The 18,823-nt window shown below is 64.8% G+C and carries 14 protein-coding genes; 5 read left to right on the top strand and 9 right to left on the bottom strand.

Features of this window, described 5'->3' with window-relative positions:
• The first annotated feature begins 21 nt into the window (after window positions 1–21).
• The 3 genes from IG178_RS19650 to IG178_RS19640 all read left to right on the top strand — a co-directional run bounded on the left by IG178_RS19650 (window position 22) and on the right by IG178_RS19640 (window position 2,893).
• Window positions 22–585: a plasmid pRiA4b ORF-3 family protein gene (locus IG178_RS19650; RefSeq protein ID WP_193214289.1), complete on the top strand. Its 564-nt coding sequence runs from the start codon at window positions 22–24 to the stop codon at window positions 583–585.
• Between the two features lie 258 nt (window positions 586–843).
• On the top strand, window positions 844–1,602 hold the full coding sequence (locus tag IG178_RS19645) for a hypothetical protein (protein WP_226895612.1): 759 nt from the start codon (window positions 844–846) through the stop codon (window positions 1,600–1,602).
• A gap of 451 nt (window positions 1,603–2,053) precedes the next feature.
• Window positions 2,054–2,893: a CvfB family protein gene (locus IG178_RS19640; RefSeq protein WP_193214287.1), complete on the top strand. Its 840-nt coding sequence runs from the start codon at window positions 2,054–2,056 to the stop codon at window positions 2,891–2,893.
• A 1-nt stretch (window position 2,894) separates the two neighbouring features.
• On the opposite strand, the gene IG178_RS19635 is transcribed toward IG178_RS19640, so the two are convergent.
• Window positions 2,895–5,630, bottom strand: a complete 2,736-nt coding sequence (locus IG178_RS19635; RefSeq protein WP_193214286.1) for an FG-GAP repeat protein — start codon at window positions 5,628–5,630, stop codon at window positions 2,895–2,897.
• 97 nt (window positions 5,631–5,727) lie between these two features.
• Between IG178_RS19635 and IG178_RS19630 the strand changes: the two genes are divergently transcribed.
• Window positions 5,728–7,470, top strand: coding sequence for an SMP-30/gluconolactonase/LRE family protein (locus tag IG178_RS19630; RefSeq protein ID WP_193214285.1), 1,743 nt, complete (start codon window positions 5,728–5,730; stop codon window positions 7,468–7,470).
• A 42-nt stretch (window positions 7,471–7,512) separates the two neighbouring features.
• Window positions 7,513–8,214: a class I SAM-dependent methyltransferase gene (locus IG178_RS19625; protein WP_226895611.1), complete on the top strand. Its 702-nt coding sequence runs from the start codon at window positions 7,513–7,515 to the stop codon at window positions 8,212–8,214.
• A gap of 26 nt (window positions 8,215–8,240) precedes the next feature.
• Here the strand turns inward: IG178_RS19625 and IG178_RS19620 are convergent, their stop codons facing one another.
• The 8 genes from IG178_RS19620 to IG178_RS26045 all read right to left on the bottom strand — a co-directional run bounded on the left by IG178_RS19620 (window position 8,241) and on the right by IG178_RS26045 (window position 18,792).
• Window positions 8,241–10,721, bottom strand: a complete 2,481-nt coding sequence (locus IG178_RS19620; protein WP_193214283.1) for a M60 family metallopeptidase — start codon at window positions 10,719–10,721, stop codon at window positions 8,241–8,243.
• 243 nt (window positions 10,722–10,964) lie between these two features.
• A complete protein-coding gene (gene lysS / locus IG178_RS19615; protein ID WP_193214282.1) occupies window positions 10,965–12,437 on the bottom strand; it encodes a lysine--tRNA ligase in 1,473 nt (490 codons plus the stop codon).
• Between the two features lie 197 nt (window positions 12,438–12,634).
• Entirely contained in the window at window positions 12,635–13,660 is a 1,026-nt protein-coding gene (locus IG178_RS19610; protein WP_193214281.1) for a hypothetical protein, read from the bottom strand.
• On the bottom strand, window positions 13,617–14,537 hold the full coding sequence (locus tag IG178_RS19605; protein WP_193214280.1) for a M56 family metallopeptidase: 921 nt from the start codon (window positions 14,535–14,537) through the stop codon (window positions 13,617–13,619). Before IG178_RS19605 ends, IG178_RS19610 begins: the two co-directional genes overlap by 44 nt.
• Before the next feature lie 212 nt (window positions 14,538–14,749).
• Window positions 14,750–15,142 carry a BlaI/MecI/CopY family transcriptional regulator gene (locus IG178_RS19600; protein ID WP_193214279.1) on the bottom strand — a complete coding sequence of 131 codons (393 nt, stop codon included), beginning with the start codon at window positions 15,140–15,142 and terminating at the stop codon, window positions 14,750–14,752.
• Between the two features lie 96 nt (window positions 15,143–15,238).
• Complete coding sequence (locus tag IG178_RS19595; RefSeq protein ID WP_193214278.1) at window positions 15,239–15,601, bottom strand: hypothetical protein; 363 nt, start codon at window positions 15,599–15,601, stop codon at window positions 15,239–15,241.
• A complete protein-coding gene (locus IG178_RS19590; RefSeq protein ID WP_193214277.1) occupies window positions 15,598–15,957 on the bottom strand; it encodes a hypothetical protein in 360 nt (119 codons plus the stop codon). The genes IG178_RS19595 and IG178_RS19590 overlap by 4 nt, the downstream gene beginning before the upstream one ends.
• Before the next feature lie 63 nt (window positions 15,958–16,020).
• Window positions 16,021–18,792 (bottom strand): protein kinase domain-containing protein, encoded by a 2,772-nt coding sequence (locus IG178_RS26045; protein ID WP_193214276.1) that lies wholly within the window; start codon window positions 18,790–18,792, stop codon window positions 16,021–16,023.
• Window positions 18,793–18,823: the final 31 nt, after the last annotated feature.

Here is an 18,823-nt window from a genome sequence, read left to right as displayed (position 1 = left end):
CGCGCTACCTATGCTCGCCGCATGTCCCAGCCGCGCTTCGTCATCAAGGTTTTCCTCTACCAGATCACCCCGCAGATCTGGCGGCGCCTGTCGGTGCCGGCGTCGTTCACCTTCCTCCAGCTCAACGACGCCATCCAGGATGCGATGGGCTGGGAAAACAAGCACCCGCACGAGTTCCGCCACGGCAAGGGCAAACGATTGACCGACGTCATCGGCCCGGTCGGCCTCGCCGACCAGGTGCCCAAGGGCGGCGAGTTCCAGGACGAACTGAAGCTCACCGTCGCCGAGTTCATCGGGAAGAAGCGCCTGCCGATCCGCATCCTCTACCGCTACGACTTCGCCGAGGACTGGCTGCACGAGATCGTCTTCGAGAAAAAGGAGGAAGGCGACGACGAGGGAGCCGTGATGATCGATGGTGCCCGCGCCTGCCCGCCGGAAGATTTCGGTGGAGCATTCCAATACATGGAAGCGCTGACCGGACAGATCGGCTGGTATCGCGGTGAATACGACCCCGAGGCCTTCGATATCAAGGAGGTCGTCTTCGGCGGCAAGAAACGCAACCCGAAGAAGCGGAAGCTCCTTTGAATCAAACGAATCAAAACGAGGCGCCCAGATGGGGGAATCCTGCTGAATTCCCAATGACGTGATGTAGCGTTCCGGTGAATCTTGGCGAGCGGTCACAGAATTGACAGACATCGGACGGTGGAGTAAGGCGACCCGGTAAACACGGTAATGCCCTTCTTTCTTGACGGGAGTGCCGAATGGCGTGGATCGACCCATTTCATCCGGGCCGATTCTTTCGTCCCCTCGGAATGAGCCGTCTCCAATAACTTCATTTGAACCATGATAGTCCGCCACCTCGTGCGCCAAGTCCTCGGTTGCCTCCTTGCTTTTCCAGCCGTTGCGGACATCAGCGACCTGCCCGCCGCCGACGGCCTGGAATATGACGTGATGGTCCAAATCCATGAAGACGCGCTTGCCGCCGTCGACCAACCGCTCACCAAACTCGGCGACAATTACAGGGCTGCCATTGTGAGGCGCAGGGCAGCGGCCCAAGCTGCAGGAGAACTCAAAAACGTCATCGAAGCTGATGCCGCACTCGAGTCCTTTTCTGCCGAGAACCTTCCCACCGGCACCTCCGCCGATCCCGAAATCGCAAGACTCGGCAAGCTCTACCTTGCCGAGCGCGAAAGAATCCTGACTGCCTTGAAAGCTCCCCGGGCCATCGCATGGAAAAAGCATCGGGCCGAAGTGGAGGCCTTTGTGATCCGCCTCACCAAAGAGGACAAGATTGAAGAGGCCAAGATCGTAAGCGAACAAATCGGCGTAATTGATCAAACGATCGCCGCCTTGACCGGTAAGGCGGCGCCTCCAGCTTCAATGCTGTACGACACCAAATGGAAGAACACCGATGATGGAGCCACCATCACTTTCAATAAGGACGGAACAGCGAAGGGATCATGGGGAAGAACAATGAATTGGAGGTATGATGGCGGCAGCAAGGTAATGATAACATTTGATAAGGAGGAAGATTGGAAGTTTGGTCCTGATTTTAAAATGATGACCAATCCTGCAGGGGTCAAATGGAAGCGTGTCAATTGATCTTCATTCCTCTGTAGTCATGATCCTTTCGCTCGCCCGCTGAATGCACCATGAAGTCATGGCGTTTGAATCCCGTGTGTCATGCTTTCCATGGAGCGGACCTCGACGCATTGCTCTTGAATCTCGTCATATTCCATCCGCAACAGCTTGAACGGGTTCAGGTCCGGGTATGGTCCTTGGTTCGTCCGCTGGCCACTGGGATCTGGGCCCGTGGACTTCCGTCGGTTTCGACCTAGGGAACCGTCGGTAAGGGTGCGAACGTTCCTTCTGCCAAGCTCGCCGAGCGTCGCCACCTGAGGGTGGTCTGTAAGGAAAGCAAAAGCGCGACAGGGGGCAATTTCATGACCTCCAGCGATATCCGAGTCGCGAGGCGAGTCCGGCCTGGCTGTTTCCCGGCATCACGGGGTGAATCGTCATCGACGCGGCCTGGCTTTTCCCCAAGCCTTCCGCCATGGCCCACATCGGCGAACGCGCCTCCCTGACCATCCTCCGCGAGCAACCCTTCGGTCTCTTCCTCGATGCCGGCGACGAGCTGGGCGAGGTGCTGCTGCCGCGGCGTGAAATGCCCGTGAAGTGGCAGATCGGCGGCGAGGTCGAGGTCTTCCTCTACCACGATTCGGAAGACCGGCCGGTGGCAACGATGAAGCATCCGGGGGTGATGCCCGGGAACTTCGCCTACCTCGAATGCCTCGCCATCACCGGCGTCGGGGCTTTCCTCGACTGGGGCTTGCCGAAGGACCTGCTGCTGCCCTTCCGCGAGCAGAAGGAGCGGCTCGAGCCCGGCAAGTCCTATGTCGTTCATGTGCACGTCGACGAAGCCAGCGGCCGCATCGTCGCCACGCGGCGGCTCAACAAGTTCCTGGGACCGGCGCCCGCCGGCAGGTACCAGGAAGGGCAGGAGGTCGAGCTGATGCTCTACGGTAAAACCGAGCTCGGCTACAAGGCGATCGTCGATGGCAAGCACGGCGGCGTGCTCTTCGCCAACGAGGTCTTCCGCCGACTGCGTGCCGGGGAGAAGACCAAGGGCTACGTCGTCCAGGTCCGCCCCGACGGCAAGATCGACCTTTCCCTCTACCCGCCCGGCCGGGCGCGGATCGATGACCTGGAGACGCGCATCGAGGAGGAACTCAAGGCCCGTAGTGGCTTCTGGGCACTCAGTGACAAGAGCCCGGCCGAGGAGATCCACAAGGCCCTCGGGGTGAGCAAGAAGGCCTTCAAACAAGCGGCCGGCGCGCTTTTCAAGAAGCGCAGGATCGAGCTCTCCGACGAGGGGATGAGGCTGGTCGATTAGCTCATTCCAGCACGATGATCCCGCCCTCCGACGGGAACTCTTCCGGGTAGCGCAGGTCGAGGCGGAAGAACTCGCGCGGCTTGTCGATGCGGTAGAAACGTCCGGCGGGCTCGCCGAAGCCGACGCCACCGTCGGGCGAGGTGTCGGTCCAGGTCGACAGGTTGGTGCTGGCCTTCATGCGGTAGTGGAGAAGCGTGACGGAGTAGGGCAGGGAGGGGGGCGACCACTCGAGCGCCGGCCAGGAAGTACTGCCATTGACGTAGGTCGTGCGGTTCATGGCGAAGGCCGGGCGGCTGGCGGCGGACATCGGGTCGCCGCCGAGCCCGAACTCGGTCAGGTTGTCCTCGCCGTCGCCGTCCGGGTCCTGGGACGGCAGCCATTCGGTGAAGGCCGCTCCCTGCGAGGCGGCCCAGGTTTCGTAGGATCCGGAACGGACCACCCGGACCGCGCCGGTTCCCGGGCCGCGGTCGCTGGCGCCGGGCAGGCCGATGAAGCTGTGGATGCCGTTTGCCCCGACGGCCGTCCCGGCGGCTTCGCCGCTCGCACCGCTGTCGCTGTGATAGAGGCCGAGCACGAAGGGCGAGCCCACCAGGCCATAGGTGAAGGTGGTGCCGCCGCTGCCGGTGGCCGGGGCTCCGACCACGACCCTGCCCAGTGAGGTCGCGATCGAACTGCCAAAGCTCGGACCTTCGCCGCCGGTGCCAGTGGTGGCAAAGACCTGCATCCAGCTGTTCGTGTCCGCATCGAAGAAGTAGAGATAGGCGCGGCCGTTGCCGCTGGTGGCCGTGGCCCCGATCGCGAAGAAGGGGATCTCGGGCGAGGCGGCCAGCGACGAGGGGAAGCCGGCGGGCGCCCCGGCCGGGGCCGCGAGGATGGCGAGATGGCCCCAGTTGTCGCTGCCACCGGTGGAGCGCTCGTAGAGGAATACCTTGCCGGTCGAGCCGGCGGCCGGCCGGGTGGCGGCGAGGTGATTGGTGGTCATCGCCACCGCCGTGCCGAAGCCGGTGCCGGTCTCTCCGGCGGGCATCAGGCGCTTCGCCCGCTGGCCCCAATTGAGGGTGCCACCGAGATCTTCCTCGAAGAGATAAACCGCCCCGGCGTTCGCCGCCGATTCGTCGTCACCCGGTGCACCGACCGCCAGCCGGGTCTCGCCGGCCAGCGAGACCGAGCTGCCGAAGGCATCGTCCGCGTCCAGTCCCACAGGCGCGATGCGGATCGGTTCCAGGACGCTGCCGATCACCCGGACCAGATGGAGGTAAACCGCGCCGCTCCCGCCATCCTCCCCGGGAGCCCCCACCGCCAGCCAGAAACTGGACCCGCTGCTGTCGGCGGGAAGGAGCGAAAGGGACGCGCCGAAGCGCTGGCCGGCGCCTGGGTTGGGGGCTTCAAAGCGGCCGACTGGCAGCCAGGTGGAACCGTCGGCGGCGGGGAACTGCCACCACAGCATCACCGCGCCCGATTGCGCACCGTGGCTGCTTTCGTCCGGCATGCCGACCGCCACCACGGGGCCGCGGGCGGCCATCGTGCTGCCGAAAGCCAGCGGAGCGTCCGGGCCGGAAAGCGATTGGGCCAAACCCCAGGCACTGGCGCCGCCGGTGCCGCGGCGGTGGATCGAGGCTTCCCAGGACGATGCGGTTGGGGTGGCGTCGCCGAGACCGTGCAGCAGGTCGTTGCCGCTGAGGGCCAGACCGGGCAGGGTGAACCCGTAGCCGGCGAGTGGCCCGGCCGTCCCGGAATACTCCTGGATCCAGCTGCCGGAGGAGGTGGCAAAGACCTTCAGGGTCGTGGTTGCCGAAGGCACCATGACGGTGAACTGGCCGGGTCCCAGTGCCGCGAGCCGACCGGTTGCCGGGTCGGCGGTCAGCTGGAATGCGGTCGGTCCACCGCTGCTGGCGGCAATCAAGGTGGCGGCGTGGCCCCAGGCATTCGCGCCGCCTTGGTTGCGGTTGAAGGCCTGGATCTCACCCGCCGCGCCATTGCGCGAGGAAGCGGCCAACTGGTCGCCGTCGAGCGCCAGCGAAAGCCCGAGGTCGTCCCAGTTGGCCGGGTCTCCGTCGATGCTGGCCACGGTCCCCCAGGCGTCCGTGCCGCCTTGATTGCGTTCGTGGATCTCAATGAGATTCTCGGAGGAAGCTGCGATTGCCAGCCGGTCGCCTTGCAGGTCGAGGTCGTTGATCACGCTGTTGTCGCCGCCGATGATGACACCACCGGTCGCGAGGATGGCGAGTTCCCGGGTGAGGTTCCAGGTGCCGCTGTTGTCGTAGATGCGGGCGACTTCGCCTTCCAGCGCCCCGTCGTAGGGCTTGTCGACGACTGCCGCGATCCGCGTCCCTTCCATGTCGATCTTGCGGGGGATCTCGTCCAGAGCGACGGGCGGCCCGGTCAGCAGGACATATTTCGTCGGGCTGAGCCGCTCGTAAATCGTGATGCGGCCCGGATAGCCGACAGCGATGTAGGGCGGGCTGACCGCGACACAGGTGTAAGGGAACTGCCCGAAATCGTAGGTCTGGGACCAGATCCCGGCCCCGTCCCGCTCCCAAGCCGTGGCAACCGGCAGACCGCCTCCCGTCGGCAGGACCATCACCGCCAGTGTGCCCTCGGCGTCCAGCAGCACCGGCCGGTTTTGGCCCGCGGGCAGCAAACGACCATCCGCAAAGGGCCGGGCCACCTGGGCGGCGAGGGGGAGAATCGAAAGCAGGATCGCCAGAATTCCTGGAAATAGCACGGGCGATTTCATGATTAGAGAATGCGAATTACTTGGATACCCCAAGTTTGTCGATCCAACAGCGTCATTAGGAAAGATCACGGATGCCCGCCACGTCCCATCGGTTCCCATGAAAACCCTGGCCTGCTCATTCCTGCTCACGCTCACGCCCTTGTTCGCCGAAGGGCCGTATCCGGTTGATCCCGCGTCGGTGCGGCAGGAAGGGGTGCCGAAGGGCAAGGTCGAGAAGCACGATTTCAGGAACAGCAAAGTCTACCCGGGGACGGAACGGACCTACTGGACGTATGTTCCGGCCCAGTATGATCCGGCGAAGCCCGCCTGCCTGATGGTGTTCCAGGATGGCGGCAGCTACGTGAACGAGGGCGGTGCCAGCAAGGTTCCGATCGTCTTCGACAACCTGATCGCGAAGGGGGAGATGCCGGTGACGATCGGGCTGTTCGTCGATCCCGGCGTCGTGCCGGCGGCGAACGACCAAAGCCAGCCGCGTTTCAACCGCAGCTACGAATATGATGCCTTCAGCGGGGACTACGCGAGGTTCCTGATCGACGAGCTGATCCCGGAGGTGGCGAAGGATTTCAATCTCAGCGACAACCCCGATCACCGGGCCATCTCCGGCGCCTCGTCGGGCGCCATCGCAGCCTTCAATGTCGCCTGGCAGCGTCCGGACGCCTTTCGGCGGGTCTATTCGATGATCGGCACCTTCGTCGGCCTGCGGGGTGGCGACGAGATCCCGACGATGATCCGCAAGACCGAGCCGAAGCCGCTGCGGGTGTTCCTGCAGGATGGTTCGAACGACAACGACATCTACTGCGGCGACTGGTGGATGGCGAACCAGGCGATGGAGCGCGCGCTCGTGTTCTCCGGCTACGAGGTGAACCACGAATGGGGCGAAGGCCAGCACTCCCACCAGCACGGTGGCGCGATCATGCCCAAGGCGCTGCGCTGGCTGTGGAAGGACTTCCCACAGCCGGTGGACGTTCACTACGGCGCCTGTCGTAGCCGGGCGGAGGAAATGCTGGTTCCGGGCGAAAATTGGCAACTGGTCAGCGAGGGTCACGGCTTCACCGAGGGGCCGGTCCCCGGTCCGGATGGCAGCGTCTATTTCACCGACATCCCGAAGAACCTCATCCATCGCATCGCCCCCGATGGCGGGGTGTCCGTCTTCCTGGAGAACACGCGCGGAACCAACGGCCTCGCCTTCGGTCCCGACGGTCGCCTCTATGGCTGCCGCACGGGAAGCGGCGAGATCGTCTCGTGGGACATCGGGACCAAGGAGGAGAAGGTCCACGCCTCCGGTCTGAAGGCGAACGACCTGGTGGTCGCGCACGACGGCACCATCTATGCCACCGAACCTGACAAGAAGGCCGTGTGGATCATTCGTCCCGGCCAGGACAAAGTGCTCGGCACCGACAAGTGCAATGGCGTGAACGGCATCATCCTCACTCCCGACCAGAGCCGGGTCGAGATCGCCGATCCCGGCGGCCGGTACGTCTGGTCTGCCGTCCGTGCCAAGGACGGCTCTCTAACGCACGTTCAGCCCTATCATCACCTCCATCTTCCGCCGGCCGATCCCGATCCGCGCAGCCGGGCCGACGGCATGGCGATGACCCGCGACGGCTGGTTGCTGGTCGCCACCGCGCTCGGCGTGCAGATCTTCGACCAGCCCGGCCGCGTGAACCTGATCCTGCCGGCGCCTCCCGGGGCTCGGTTTCCATCAAACCTCTGCTTCGCGGGGGCCGACATGACGACGCTTTATGCCACCGCCGGCGACAAGATCTTCAAGCGCAAGACCAAGCTCACCGGGGTAAAGGCCTGGGAAAAGCCGGTCATGCCGCCGAAGCCGGGATTGTGAATTCCGTCTCGTCTGGCTTTTGAAATGCGTCAGCATCCCTGCATGAAGATCCCGCTCGTCGTGCTCGCTTTGGCTGGCTTCGTGACTTTCGCCAAGGAAGCTCCCGCACCCGGAACCAGCGTCAAGCCGGGGATCAATGAGAACTTCCTCGATCCCGACCTGAAGGTCGACGAGTGGCTGCAGAAGTTCGAGGTCGAGAGCCGGGAGGTGTTCCACCACCGCAAGGAGCTGCTGGCCGCGTGCGGCGTAAAGCCGGGCATGACTGTCGCCGACATCGGTGCGGGGACCGGCCTCTACACCCGGATGTTCGCCGGGGCGGTCGGCGCGGGCGGCTGGGTCTACGCGGTCGATATCAACGGCCGCTTCCTCGAGCACATCCAGGCCCGTGCCAAGCAGGAGGGGCAGGGGAATATCACCGCGGTTTTGTGCCCGCAGGACTCGGTGTCGCTGCCGCCGGCTTCAGTGGACGTCGCCTTCATCTGCGACACCTACCATCACTTCGAGTATCCGGCATCGACGCTGGCCTCGCTGGTCGCCGCGCTCAAACCCGGTGGCACGGTGGTAGTGGTCGACTTCGAGCGGATCGAGGGCGTTTCCAGCGACTGGATCATGGGCCACGTGCGGGCCGGGAAGGAGGTCTTCCGCAAGGAAATCGAGGACGCGGGGCTGAAGTTCGTGGAGGAGGTGGAGATCGACGGGGTGAAGGAGAATTACGTCCTCCGTTTCAAGAAGGACGGGGACTGATCCTGGCCACGGGTTGCGCCGGGATGTCAGGGCGTCCAGGGCTTGAACTTCGAGAGCGCTTTCCGGGTCGCGGGGGTGACGTGGAAGTGGACGCTTTCGAAATAGGCGCAGACGTCGCGCTCGACGGTTTCCCCGAAGCGGCGGACCCATTGGTCTTCGCATTCCTCGGAGGTAAACTTCGGTGCGTCACCGCTTTTCGCGTCCTTCTCCCAGTAGAGGCGGAACATCCGTGTGAGGCTGTCCATGCCGAACTCGTCGATGAGCGGGAAGAAGACGGCGAGGTTGGTCCAGGCGTCGGTTTCGCCGGCCATGCGCTTCTTGAGCAGGGCATCCGGGTCGGCCAGCGCGCCGTGGCCGAGCTTGGGATCGCGCTTGGGCAGGATCGCCGACTGGGCGGCGAGGCTGAAGAGGTTGACCGTGGATTCGCTGAAGCCCTTCGGCGTGATGCACAGGGGCTGGTGGTTGTGGCCGATCTCGTGGAACAGGCCCCAGCTGCCCCTTTCGGAGATCAGCTTGAGGTCCAGCGTCTCGGCGGCTTGCGGGAGATGGACCATGATCGGGTAGCCGGAGTGCATGAAGCCGGCGCTGATCTGACGGTCGAAGCTGATGCGCATCGGGGTGACACGGGGACCGGTGTAGCCACCGAACTTCCACTCCGCGTCCATGACCGTTTGCCAGAATTCGGTGAGTCCCTGCGGGTCCTTGGCCTTCCTGGCGATGTCGGCCGGGACGCAGAGACAGAGCGTCCCGAAGTCCATCTCGGCCCACGGGGCGGGCTTGGCGAGTTCCTTGCGCCAGTCGGCAGCGGCCATGCCGGGCCGCCACCACGGCATCTCGACGGCGCCGGCGATGACGAGGGTCTGCGGATCCGGGGCTGGGGCCTTGGCGAAGGTGCGGATCACCATGCCGTGGGCCGGGACGCGGAGGTCGCCAGTGTTTTCACCGACCGGAACGTCGATGTAGATGGCCCCGCCGAAGGGGTTGCCGACCGTCACGCGGCCGTCGTCGAGCGGGAAGGAATTCGAGATGATGGGGAATCGCTTCAAGCCCTTGGCGGAATTGCCGCTGGTGCGGGAAACATTGTCCGTCTGGGCGCCGATGCGCACTTGCAGGCCCTTTCCCCGCAGCCGGCTGGGAACGCGCAGCGTGATCGCCTCGCCGGGCACGGCGTAGAGACCGGTGGCTTGCCAGCGGGCCCGCGCGAGATCGATCTGGACCTCGCGCTCCACCCGCGGGGCCTTGTCGGAGACCTTGCCCGGCAGGTCGGCGGACCCGGGGTGGGGCAGCAGGACCTCGGCGGGAAGGTTGAGATAGGCCTTGGCCCGCTTGGTCCATTCGCTGGCTTCGGATTCCGACTCCGCTTTGATCGGGGTTTTCTCGCCGGGATTGAACTCGTGCGCCCAGCGGACCAGCTCCTGGACGCTGTCGAAGCCCGCGAGATCGACGTCGCGGCCGGTCTTCGGCAAGTCGTCGATGGCGACCGCACGCGCTTTCGGTTCTGCACCGGCAAGCGGTTTGTTTCCTTGGCGGATGTCGAAGATCATGCGCCCGAGGGTCAGGGCGTTCCCGGTGGTGGAAGGGTCCTGCCCCTTGGCAAAGTGAGTGAGAAGCTTGGTGATCTCCTCGTCACGGGCCAGGGCCTCGAGGGCCGCGTCCTCGACCGGACCGCCGGTGGCCGCGGCACCGAGGAGTTTGACGTAGGTATCGGTGAGTTCGTAGCTCCGCGAGCGGTTCTGGATCTTGATGCCCGGGGTCTCCGGCAGGGTCGCGCCGGGGCTTTCCTCGATGCGTTTCCAAAGGTCGCCGAGCAGTCCGAGCAGGAGCTCGGGATGCGACTCGCCCAGCGTGCCGCCCGGCGTGCGGCCGTTGCGCGGGGTGTAGAGCCCGCGGAGGAAAGCGCGGACTTCGGACTCCGCTTGGGCCGGATCGCCGGAGATTCGTTGATGGGTTTCGGCCAGGATGCGGTCGATCTCGGGTGCCGCCGCTGCCAAGGTGAGCGCTTTCCCCGCGGGCTCGGGATTCTCCATCACACGAGCGGGTGCCGGAGGCTCCGCCGCGGTGACGATTGTTTCCTCCGGCATGAGCGGTTCAACTGCGGGAGCTGGAACCACGGGGGCGGGAGCCGGGGCCGCGCTCGCCTCGACGACCGCCGGGGCCTGCGCTTGCGGCTGCGTGACGGGGGCCGGCCCTTCTTTCGAACCGGTGTCCGGCAGCAGTGCTTCCCGCCAAGCGGGGACCAGGGTGACCGCGGCGGTTCCGATGACCAATGCACCCACGACGAATCCCGCGACCGCTCCCGAGTTCGACTTCACCGGCACCGGGCGCGGCAGAGGAGCGATGACGGCCTGGGATTCAGATTGCGGTGGGATCCCGGCCTCAAGCACGGTGATCGCGCCGGACTCCTCCACCAGACACTTGGAATTGCATTCCCCGCAGCGGATTTTCGCCGGAAAGCGCGGAATTTCGACGGCGTGCGGGTGGGCGCAGATCGGGCAGGTGAGGAGCATCAAGATGTCGGGCTGTCTTCGAGAAACGATACGTAGAGAAACCGCAGGTTTTGGCTCGAATCCAGTCGAAAAGCGCCATTTCGACGAGGCCGGCCGCCTTTTGGTCATCACGCGGCTTCGACCGGAGTCCGTGCTGCCACCGTCATCGGTGGGCAAGATTCACCGTGCGACCCGCAAGATAGGCCGCAGCAAGGCACTCAACGCCGAAGGCTAAGACTCCGAGCACGGGAAGATTCCGGACCCTTAATCCTTCTTCTTCAGCAGCGGGAACAACACCACGTCGCGGATGGTCGGGGCGCCGGTGAGCATCATGATCAGGCGGTCGATGCCGATGCCGATGCCGCCGGCCGGGGGCATGCCGTGTTCGAGGGTCTCGATGAAGTCGTAGTCGACCTTCTGCTCCTCCTCGCCGCCGGCCTGGTGCTCGAGGCGGTCGCGCTGGACATCGGGGTCGTTGAGCTCGGAGTAGCCGGGGCTGATTTCCTGGCCGTTGATGATGAGCTCATACACTTCGACGGTCTTGCCGCCGGGGCTGACCTTGGCGAGCGGGACCAGTTCGCTGGCGACGCGGGTGACGAAGCAGGGGTCGAAGGTGTGCTCCTCGACCTTCTTTTCGAAGACCTGCTGGATGACCTCGTAGTCTTCCATGCCGTCGGAAATCTGCACGCCGAGCTCGTCGCACTTGGCGCGGCGCTGCTCCGGGGTGATGTCGAAGAAGTCATCGCCGGCGACGCCCTTGATCAGGTCGTGGTAGCTGGCTCGCTTCCACGGGCGGGTCAGGTCGATGGTGCGGGTGACGTTGCCGTCCTCGTCCTTGTGATCGATCTTGAGGCCGCCGCAGAACTTCTCGGCGAGGTGGCAGGTCAGGCTCTCGACCAGCTCGGCCATGATCTCGAAGTCGGCGAAGGCCTGGTAGGCCTCGAGCATGGTGAACTCGGGATTGTGGCGGCGCGAGATGCCTTCGTTGCGGAAGTTGCGGTTGAGTTCGAACAGCTTGGTGAAGCCGCCGACTAGCAGGCGCTTGAGGAAGAGCTCCGGGGCGATGCGCATGGTCAGCGGCATGCCGAGGGCATTGTGATAGGTCTCGAAGGGCCGCGCGGCGGCACCGCCGGCGACGCTTTGCAGCATCGGCGTCTCGACCTCGAGGTAGCCGCGCTCGTGGAAGAAGCTGCGGATCTCCGCGACCATGCGGCTGCGGGTGACGAAGACGGCGGCGCTTTCCTCGTTCGACATCAGGTCGAGGTGGCGCTTGCGGTACTTGATCTCGCGGTCGGCGACGCCGTGCCACTTGTCGGGCATCGGGCGCAGGGACTTGGAAAGGATGGTGAACTTCTCGACCTTGACCGTGGGCTCGCCGGTGCGGGTCATGAAGGTCTCGCCCTCGATGCCGAGCCAGTCGCCGCGGTCGAGGCAGTCGTAGACGGCGCGTAGTTCGTCGGTGAGGGTTTTGAGGGCGATGAAGCCCTGGATCGCGCCGAGGACGTCGGCGACGTGGAAAAAGCAGGAGCGGCCCATGTCGCGCAGGCCGGTGATGCGGCCGGCGACTTTGACCTGCAGGCCTTCGGCGAAGTTCTCGCGCAGCTCGGCCGGAGTGTGGGTCGTTTCGAAGGCCGTGCCGAAGGGGTCCACGCCGAGATCGCGCAATTTGCCGAGTTTCTCACGGCGGACGGCGATGAGTTCGGCTTCGGTCGATTGCGGCTGAGTGGTTTCGGACATGGCGGGGCAGGGAGTAAAGCCGGGCGCGCCAAGTGGCAAGAGTCCAATGTACTGCCCCGGTTGAGGTTTTTCCATCGGGAGAACGGTTCTCCGCTCCCTGATTTTCAACCACAGATGGACGGGATGACCGCAGATAATTGCCGGAAGTCCGGGTTCCGGGACGAGGATGAGGGCTTTTCCGCGGACGGGCACACCACCTACCATTCGTGACGGCGTCGGTCGAAATCCTCCAGTTCCTGCCGCTGAATCCGTTGTTTTTTCTCCTTCATCTCCCATTGCTCGGTCTCGAGCTGTTTTTGGAATGCGCGACTGGCCTCCCTGCTTTTTGCTGCGTAGTCGAGTCTCAGTAAAACCGTGTCGATGTCGTTCTCGGCGTTGGCGCGGATGGCTTCGTTGATCTTGGACAATTTCCAGTGGGTCGCCTTGTCCCGCTCATCCTGATCGAGGGCTTTCAGATGGATGTGCCGCTGCCGGACCAGTTCCGCGTTCCGGGGCAAAGCATCCATTGCCTTGATCCACGCCTGCTGCGCCTCGTTGGCGAGTTTTGAAAGCCGTCGCGTTTCGGGATCTTGGATCTCGGCTTTGGAGACAGAGACTCTGATGGTCCGGGGCTTGGACGACGGGTCCGCATTTCCCAACAACATGCGCAGGAGGTCGTCTCCTTCCGTGGGTTGGGGCGAAAGGCTGGTGAAGAAGCCCGGTTGGAACCTGTCGGGAACGTCCCAAGGGGGCGCGATCCGTGCGCCCGCGAAAATGGTGACGAAGACTCCGGCTTCGACTTCACCGAAGGAAACCGCCGTGGAGGCTCCTGATGGCAGTTCGAGCCGGGCCGATTTCTCAACCTGGTGAACCTGGTTCCACGGAATGGCATCGGAGGGCACAAGACCGGGTGCGAGGTGCTTGCCGGGAACGAAGGCATAGGCGGCTTTGATCGACAGGTGGATCGCATCGTCCGAGCCGTGTCCATTCCAACCGACGACCCAACCGACGAAGGGCTTGGGGCCCGGCTCCCCGTCCCATGCGAGATCCGCACCTGCCGAGGCGTCGTTCCTGATGCAGTTCGACTGGCTCCACGACATCTTGCTTCCGGTCTCCGCATCCTGACAGATCGATAGCAGTTCTTGGATGTCGGTGATGCGCTCGCCGATCCGACCCTGAAGTTCCTCCTCCGTGAGGATTTCATCGGGCTGAAGCAATGGTTTTGAGGATTTCACGATGGCCATCGTGACCGAGAATTCTCGGGGGCGGGTTCAGGATCTCGTCGAGCGTCAGAGCGCCGGAGGATCGTGGATTGGATGCCTTGGTTTCGAACGCGAACAAGGACGTCCACGCCAGCGATGCGAAGCAAACCGCCGCTCCGATGGCGATCTGGAGTTTCGAAGTTCGTGCCGGGACTCCTGACGGAGCTTTGAGGAGCGATGAAATGCGCCTTTCGAGGTTTCTCGCCACACCGGGATTCGCCATGGCCAGCGTCAAGGGGCGCTTGGTGCGGTGGATGGCCGCCACGGAAACGAGGAACGAGCTGTAACCGGATTTCTCATCATCCTCTTGTGCCGCGATCCGGTCGCAGGTTTGTTCCCGGTCATTCGACCAGGTCCACGCCAGGAAATGCATCATGGGATTCCACCAGAAGAGCACCCTGAAGAACAAAGTGGAGCACACCCAACGGGAATCGTGGCCATCCAAATGGCCGATTTCATGGCGAAGCGCCCAGTGCAATTCCCGGACCCGCGTTGGGTCGAGGAGGTGTTCCGGGATCACCACCAGGGGTTTCCGGAAACCGGTGACGCAGGGCGAAGCGTTTCCGGAGTCGATGCGGAACGAGCTCCGGGAGATTTTCCGGGGCAGGGCAGCCTCGAGAATCTCCCATTGGGAGTCGTCCGGTGGAGAGAGCGAACGTTGCCAGCATTTCGCCCTTCGGATGGATCGTAGGAACAAGCCGCTGCCGACGAGAATTCCGGAAATCCACAGGCCAATCAGAACCGCGCTTGGTTTGAGCCGGGCGAGACCGGGTGCGGTTGGTGAAGCTCGCTCGATGGGGGGAACCGCGGCAGAGGTTGATGGCGGTTCGCTGGCTATCGGACGGACGGGGGACGGCATCGTCCTTTCGACTTCCGTGATGGGAACAACGAAAGCCTTTTGGGTCGAGGGGCGCAGAGGGGACAGCCAGGAAAGGCTGCCGACACCGACAAGGCAGGCGAGTGCGAATACCGCCTGGACGCGAACATTCCTGATACAGACCACCATCGCGAGCGCCGGCAGCGAAAGGATGCCCGCATGCGCGGCGACGGATAACAGGTATGTCGTCGCGCTCACGACTTGCCTCCCTTCCGATGGCTCTCGATCAGTTCATTGAGCTCCTTGATCTCCGCATCGTCCAGACCGCCTTCTTCAACCAGGCAGCGGACGAGCGACAGCCCGGAGCCGCCGAAGAGGCGTTGCTTGAGCTCGGCAAGGACTTTGCCACGGCCCCGGTTCTCCGCGACGGCGGCGCGGTAGAGGCGGACGCGGTCGCTTTCGTCGCGCTTGAGCCAGCCCTTGGCTTCCAGGCGGGTGAGCTGGGTTTGTAGCGTGTTGCGGGTCACCGGCTCGCGGCGGGTCGCGTTCACCCGTGCGAGCAAGTCGGCGACCGAGACCGGCTGGTGGGACCAAATCAGGTCCATCAGGGCCTGTTCGGCGGGCGAGAGGGCGGGCAAGGACTTCATGATCGCCTTCCTTGCTGACGACAAATGTCGTGTGCGTCGAGAGAAAAGTAACGACGTTTGTCGTCAGGGGGTGCCGGCCTTCCGGGAAGGAGCGATTCAGGAAGGTTCCGGCTGCTTTCTCCGCGGGTTGCTGCGAGCTGCGCCGATCGCGAAGAGGATGAAGAACGCGCAAAGGAGAAAGTTTGAGATCCCGAGGATATAGGAGCTCGCCTTGAAGAACCCATTGATGAAGGTCGGCAGCGAGAATCCCGCTTGGTAGAGGAGCAGCAACGCCCAGTCCGAAAGGAAGTAGATGCCGTGGAGACCCAGGAATCCGAGCGCAGCGAAACGTGCGAGGCGGAACGCCCGGTCGCGGGAGATTCCGGCGAGGCGATGGCAGGCCAGGGCCGCGAAGGCGATGGCCACCCAATAAGCAAGGGTGCCGAAATGAGAGAGAATCTGGTGCAGCTGGGGATTCATCGCGGATCAGCAGGGACATGGGCCGGGATCGCGACCTTGTTGGCGTGGCGCACCAGCCCCAGGGAAAAGACGGCCATGCCGATCCACCCGAAGAGACGGCAGTAGGTCATGACACGGCTGCCGGCAGTTTCGAATTCGCGGGTGTAGGGGTTCAGCTTCGAGGGTTCGATGATGAATCCGGCATAGCGGTCCAGCACGTCCCAGCCAAAACAGTAGACGAACAGTTCAGGCAGGCTCAGGGCTACCACCAGTCCGAGTCCCGCGGACGCGACGGCCAGATGCCGCGAGCCGGTGCGCTTGTGCCAGAGCAGGCAGCTGCCGAAGGCACCCGCGAGTGCGGCGAACCAGAGGGGCACGGGGAGGAGCATCGCCGAAACTGGTGCGGTTGCCGGCGAGCGGTCAAGCGCGGCGGGGAAGGCTCACTTTGTCCCGAAGGTCGACAGCTTGACCTCGCTGTTCTCGCCCCAACTCTTCCGCCGCTTCTTGCCATCGATCTCGAAAACGATGGTCAGCCCCTTGTTCCAGCCGGGATTCGGGTCGGCACCGAGGTCCCGCGGCGTGACGTGGAAGTCGCGCTGGTCCTCCTCGACCAGCTTGGCGACCCGGGCGGTGACGTCGGCGTCCTTGCCGCCGGTGCCATAGGTGGCGGAGATGACCTTGATGAGCGGGAGCGAGGTGTCGATCTTCCGGGTCACGCCCTCGAAGGACTCCGCCCAGCGGTTGGTGTCGGCGGCCGCGGCAATGGCGGCGGCGTGGGCGCGGGCGAGGTCGATCTGGCCGCGCTCGAAATCCGCGTCGCGGATGGCCGCGAGACGCTCCACATAGGCATCGCGGAGGACGGCGGCCTTGGCGGTGAAGGCGTCGTCGATCGACTTCTCCTTGGCGAGGGCGTCCTCGACGATCTGGATCATGCGCTCGGGGTAGCGCCTCGGGGGATCGCCGGTGCTGCGCGGATACTTTGCCGGGATGCGGTGCATCCGGATCATCGACTTGATCAACTCGACCCCCGGGCGAAAGCGCAGGACGTCGCCCTTGCTGTTGCCGCGGAGCCATGAATCGAGCCGGAAGACGAAGGCCTTGGTGTTGTCGGCGAGGTCGGATTGCCGCTCCTTGTCGTGTGCCGCCAGCAGCTCGCCCGCCTTATCCCGCAACTCGGCGGGGCTGTCGCCGTCGGGCGAGGCGGCGGGCGCGGGATCCTGGCTCCACTCGATGACGAAGCCGGAACCCGGGACCGCCGGGTCGGCGTCGCGCCAGCCGCGGCCGGGGACGAAGGCGAGTGCGGTGAATTCACCGGACGGGCAGTCGCTCGCCCAGCGCGCGAAGGTCCAGCTTTCCCCGGTGTCCCACTTCCACTCAAGGTCGTCGCGGTGGCCGCCGATCCACAACCCGTCCGCGGCCGCTTTGCCTTCGAGCTGGTGCTCGAGCCAGTCGGCTTCGCTGGCATCGGACGGGACGAAGAGGTGCCCGCCCCCGAGATCGGCGAGCTCGCGGGCCCTTGCGGCGGTGACGGCTTGGCGGGAAACCAGGACGCGGCGATCGCCCGCGCTGAGGGTGCCGGGGGGAAACACCAGCGCGGCGGTGGCGAGGGACTCCTTGGTCCGCATGAGGATCTCCGCGAGGCTTGTCGGATCGCTGCCGTCGCGATGCCACTGGATCAGAAACGGATGGGTGGCCGAGTCCGGTTCGGCGATCGCGATGCCGTCCGCGCCGACCGCCGCGCGGGTGCCTTCGCCCTGGGGCGGAGCCGGCAAGGGCCAGGGTGAGGCATCCTCGCACTGCCAGCCTTGGTCGGGGCTGTGGCTGACGCCGAGCCAGTGGCTGGACCGCTTGCGGTCACCGGTTTCGTCGATCCGTCCGGCCAGCCATTCGAGGTCCTCGGCGGATGCGACGACCGGCAGATGGCCGCCGAATGAGCGGGCGAAGCGCTTCGCGTCGGTCCAGCTCATCGGCAAGGTGACGAGGAAGAAATCGGAATCCCCGCGGGTCACGGTGCCGGGGGGCATTTCATCGCGCTTGCCCGCGGCGAGCTTGTCGCGGAGGCGGACCAGTGCCTGGGCCGGCGATTCCACGGGCGGCTTGGCGGCTGGATTGGGGGAAAGGTCGGGCTCCGGGGCAATCTCCGGAGTCTCCGGGCCGTCGCTTTCCGGAAGCGGGGCGGGGACGACCGCAAGTGGCGGCGGAGGCAGCGGCTGCGGCTTCGCGTTCTTGGCGGCGGTTTGTTGGTTGAGGGCAGTCCGGTCGGCCTGGACGCGCTTGTATTCCTTCCAGGTGATGGCGATGGCCACGATCAACATCGCGATGATCACCAGGTTGCGCGCGAGGCTCCAGTTGGTGCCGACGCCGGAGGCACCGCGCCGCTTGCGTCCGCGGCGGCGGCCTCCGGGCGGATCCGGGGCGTCGCTGCCACAGCGTTCCAGCGCACTGGCCATGGCGCTGGCGCTCGGGTAGCGGTCGGCGGGATCCGGCCGGGTGGCGGTTTCCCAAATGACGTCGAGCGCGGGATCGGCGCCGCTGATTTTCGACGGGGGCGGGCAACCCGGTTCCGGCGAGCGGCCGGTGAGGAGTTCGTAAAGGATCACGCCGGCGGCGAAAATGTCGGAGCGCCGGTCGGCGTTGTCCGGATTGGCAGTGACCTCCGGGGCGGTGTAGCCGGGGGTGCCCATCGACAGCCCCTGGCTCGCGGGGCCGGCCTGGCGGGCCAGGCCGAAGTCGCCGAGTTTCGGTTCGCGCTTCGGGGTGAGCAGGATGTTGGCCGGCTTGACGTCGCGGTGGATGATCCCGTTGTCATGCGCGTGCGCCAGGCCGCGGCAGATGCCGGTGACGAGTTCGACCGCCTGCGCGGGATCGATCGCGCGGTTGTGGGCGGAGTGGAACAGCGACTTGCCGCGCACGAACTCCATCACGATGTAGAGCAGCCCGCCGGCTTCGCCCGAGTCGAACACCGAGATCAGGTTGGGATGGTTGAGCCGGGCCATCGCGCGGGCCTCGGTCTCGAAGGACTGGCGGAATGCCGGATCCGCGCCGAGTTCCCGCGGCAGGATCTTGATGGCGACGTCCCGGTCGAGCGAACGCTGGCGGCCCTTGTAAACCGCGCCCATGCCTCCCTCGGCGATGAATGCCTCGATGTCGTAACCCGGCAGCAGGGCCGCGATGGTTTCGAGTGACGGGGCTTCGAAGGATGATTCGCTCATGCGGTGGCGGGACAATAAGGGGCAGCAGCAG

It is taken from the genome of Neoluteolibacter marinus (assembly GCF_014904755.1).
Lineage (GTDB): Bacteria > Verrucomicrobiota > Verrucomicrobiia > Verrucomicrobiales > Akkermansiaceae > Haloferula > Haloferula marina.
The sequence above is the reverse complement of the archived record's forward strand: the minus strand, read 5'-3'. Positions and strand labels throughout refer to the sequence as shown.

Bases quoted from the DNA above. Each gene is read 5' to 3' on its own strand.
- IG178_RS19650 (WP_193214289.1), top strand. From the start codon at position 22: ATGTCCCAGCCGCGCTTCGTCATCAAGGTTTTCCTCTACCAGATCACC.
- IG178_RS19645 (WP_226895612.1), top strand. From the start codon at position 844: ATGATAGTCCGCCACCTCGTGCGCCAAGTCCTCGGTTGCCTCCTTGCT.
- IG178_RS19640 (WP_193214287.1), top strand. From the start codon at position 2,054: ATGGCCCACATCGGCGAACGCGCCTCCCTGACCATCCTCCGCGAGCAA.
- IG178_RS19635 (WP_193214286.1), bottom strand. From the start codon at position 5,630: ATGAAATCGCCCGTGCTATTTCCAGGAATTCTGGCGATCCTGCTTTCG.
- IG178_RS19630 (WP_193214285.1), top strand. From the start codon at position 5,728: ATGAAAACCCTGGCCTGCTCATTCCTGCTCACGCTCACGCCCTTGTTC.
- IG178_RS19625 (WP_226895611.1), top strand. From the start codon at position 7,513: ATGAAGATCCCGCTCGTCGTGCTCGCTTTGGCTGGCTTCGTGACTTTC.
- IG178_RS19620 (WP_193214283.1), bottom strand. From the start codon at position 10,721: ATGCTCCTCACCTGCCCGATCTGCGCCCACCCGCACGCCGTCGAAATT.
- lysS (WP_193214282.1), bottom strand. From the start codon at position 12,437: ATGTCCGAAACCACTCAGCCGCAATCGACCGAAGCCGAACTCATCGCC.
- IG178_RS19610 (WP_193214281.1), bottom strand. From the start codon at position 13,660: ATGGCCATCGTGAAATCCTCAAAACCATTGCTTCAGCCCGATGAAATC.
- IG178_RS19605 (WP_193214280.1), bottom strand. From the start codon at position 14,537: ATGCCGTCCCCCGTCCGTCCGATAGCCAGCGAACCGCCATCAACCTCT.
- IG178_RS19600 (WP_193214279.1), bottom strand. From the start codon at position 15,142: ATGAAGTCCTTGCCCGCCCTCTCGCCCGCCGAACAGGCCCTGATGGAC.
- IG178_RS19595 (WP_193214278.1), bottom strand. From the start codon at position 15,601: ATGAATCCCCAGCTGCACCAGATTCTCTCTCATTTCGGCACCCTTGCT.
- IG178_RS26045 (WP_193214276.1), bottom strand. From the start codon at position 18,792: ATGAGCGAATCATCCTTCGAAGCCCCGTCACTCGAAACCATCGCGGCC.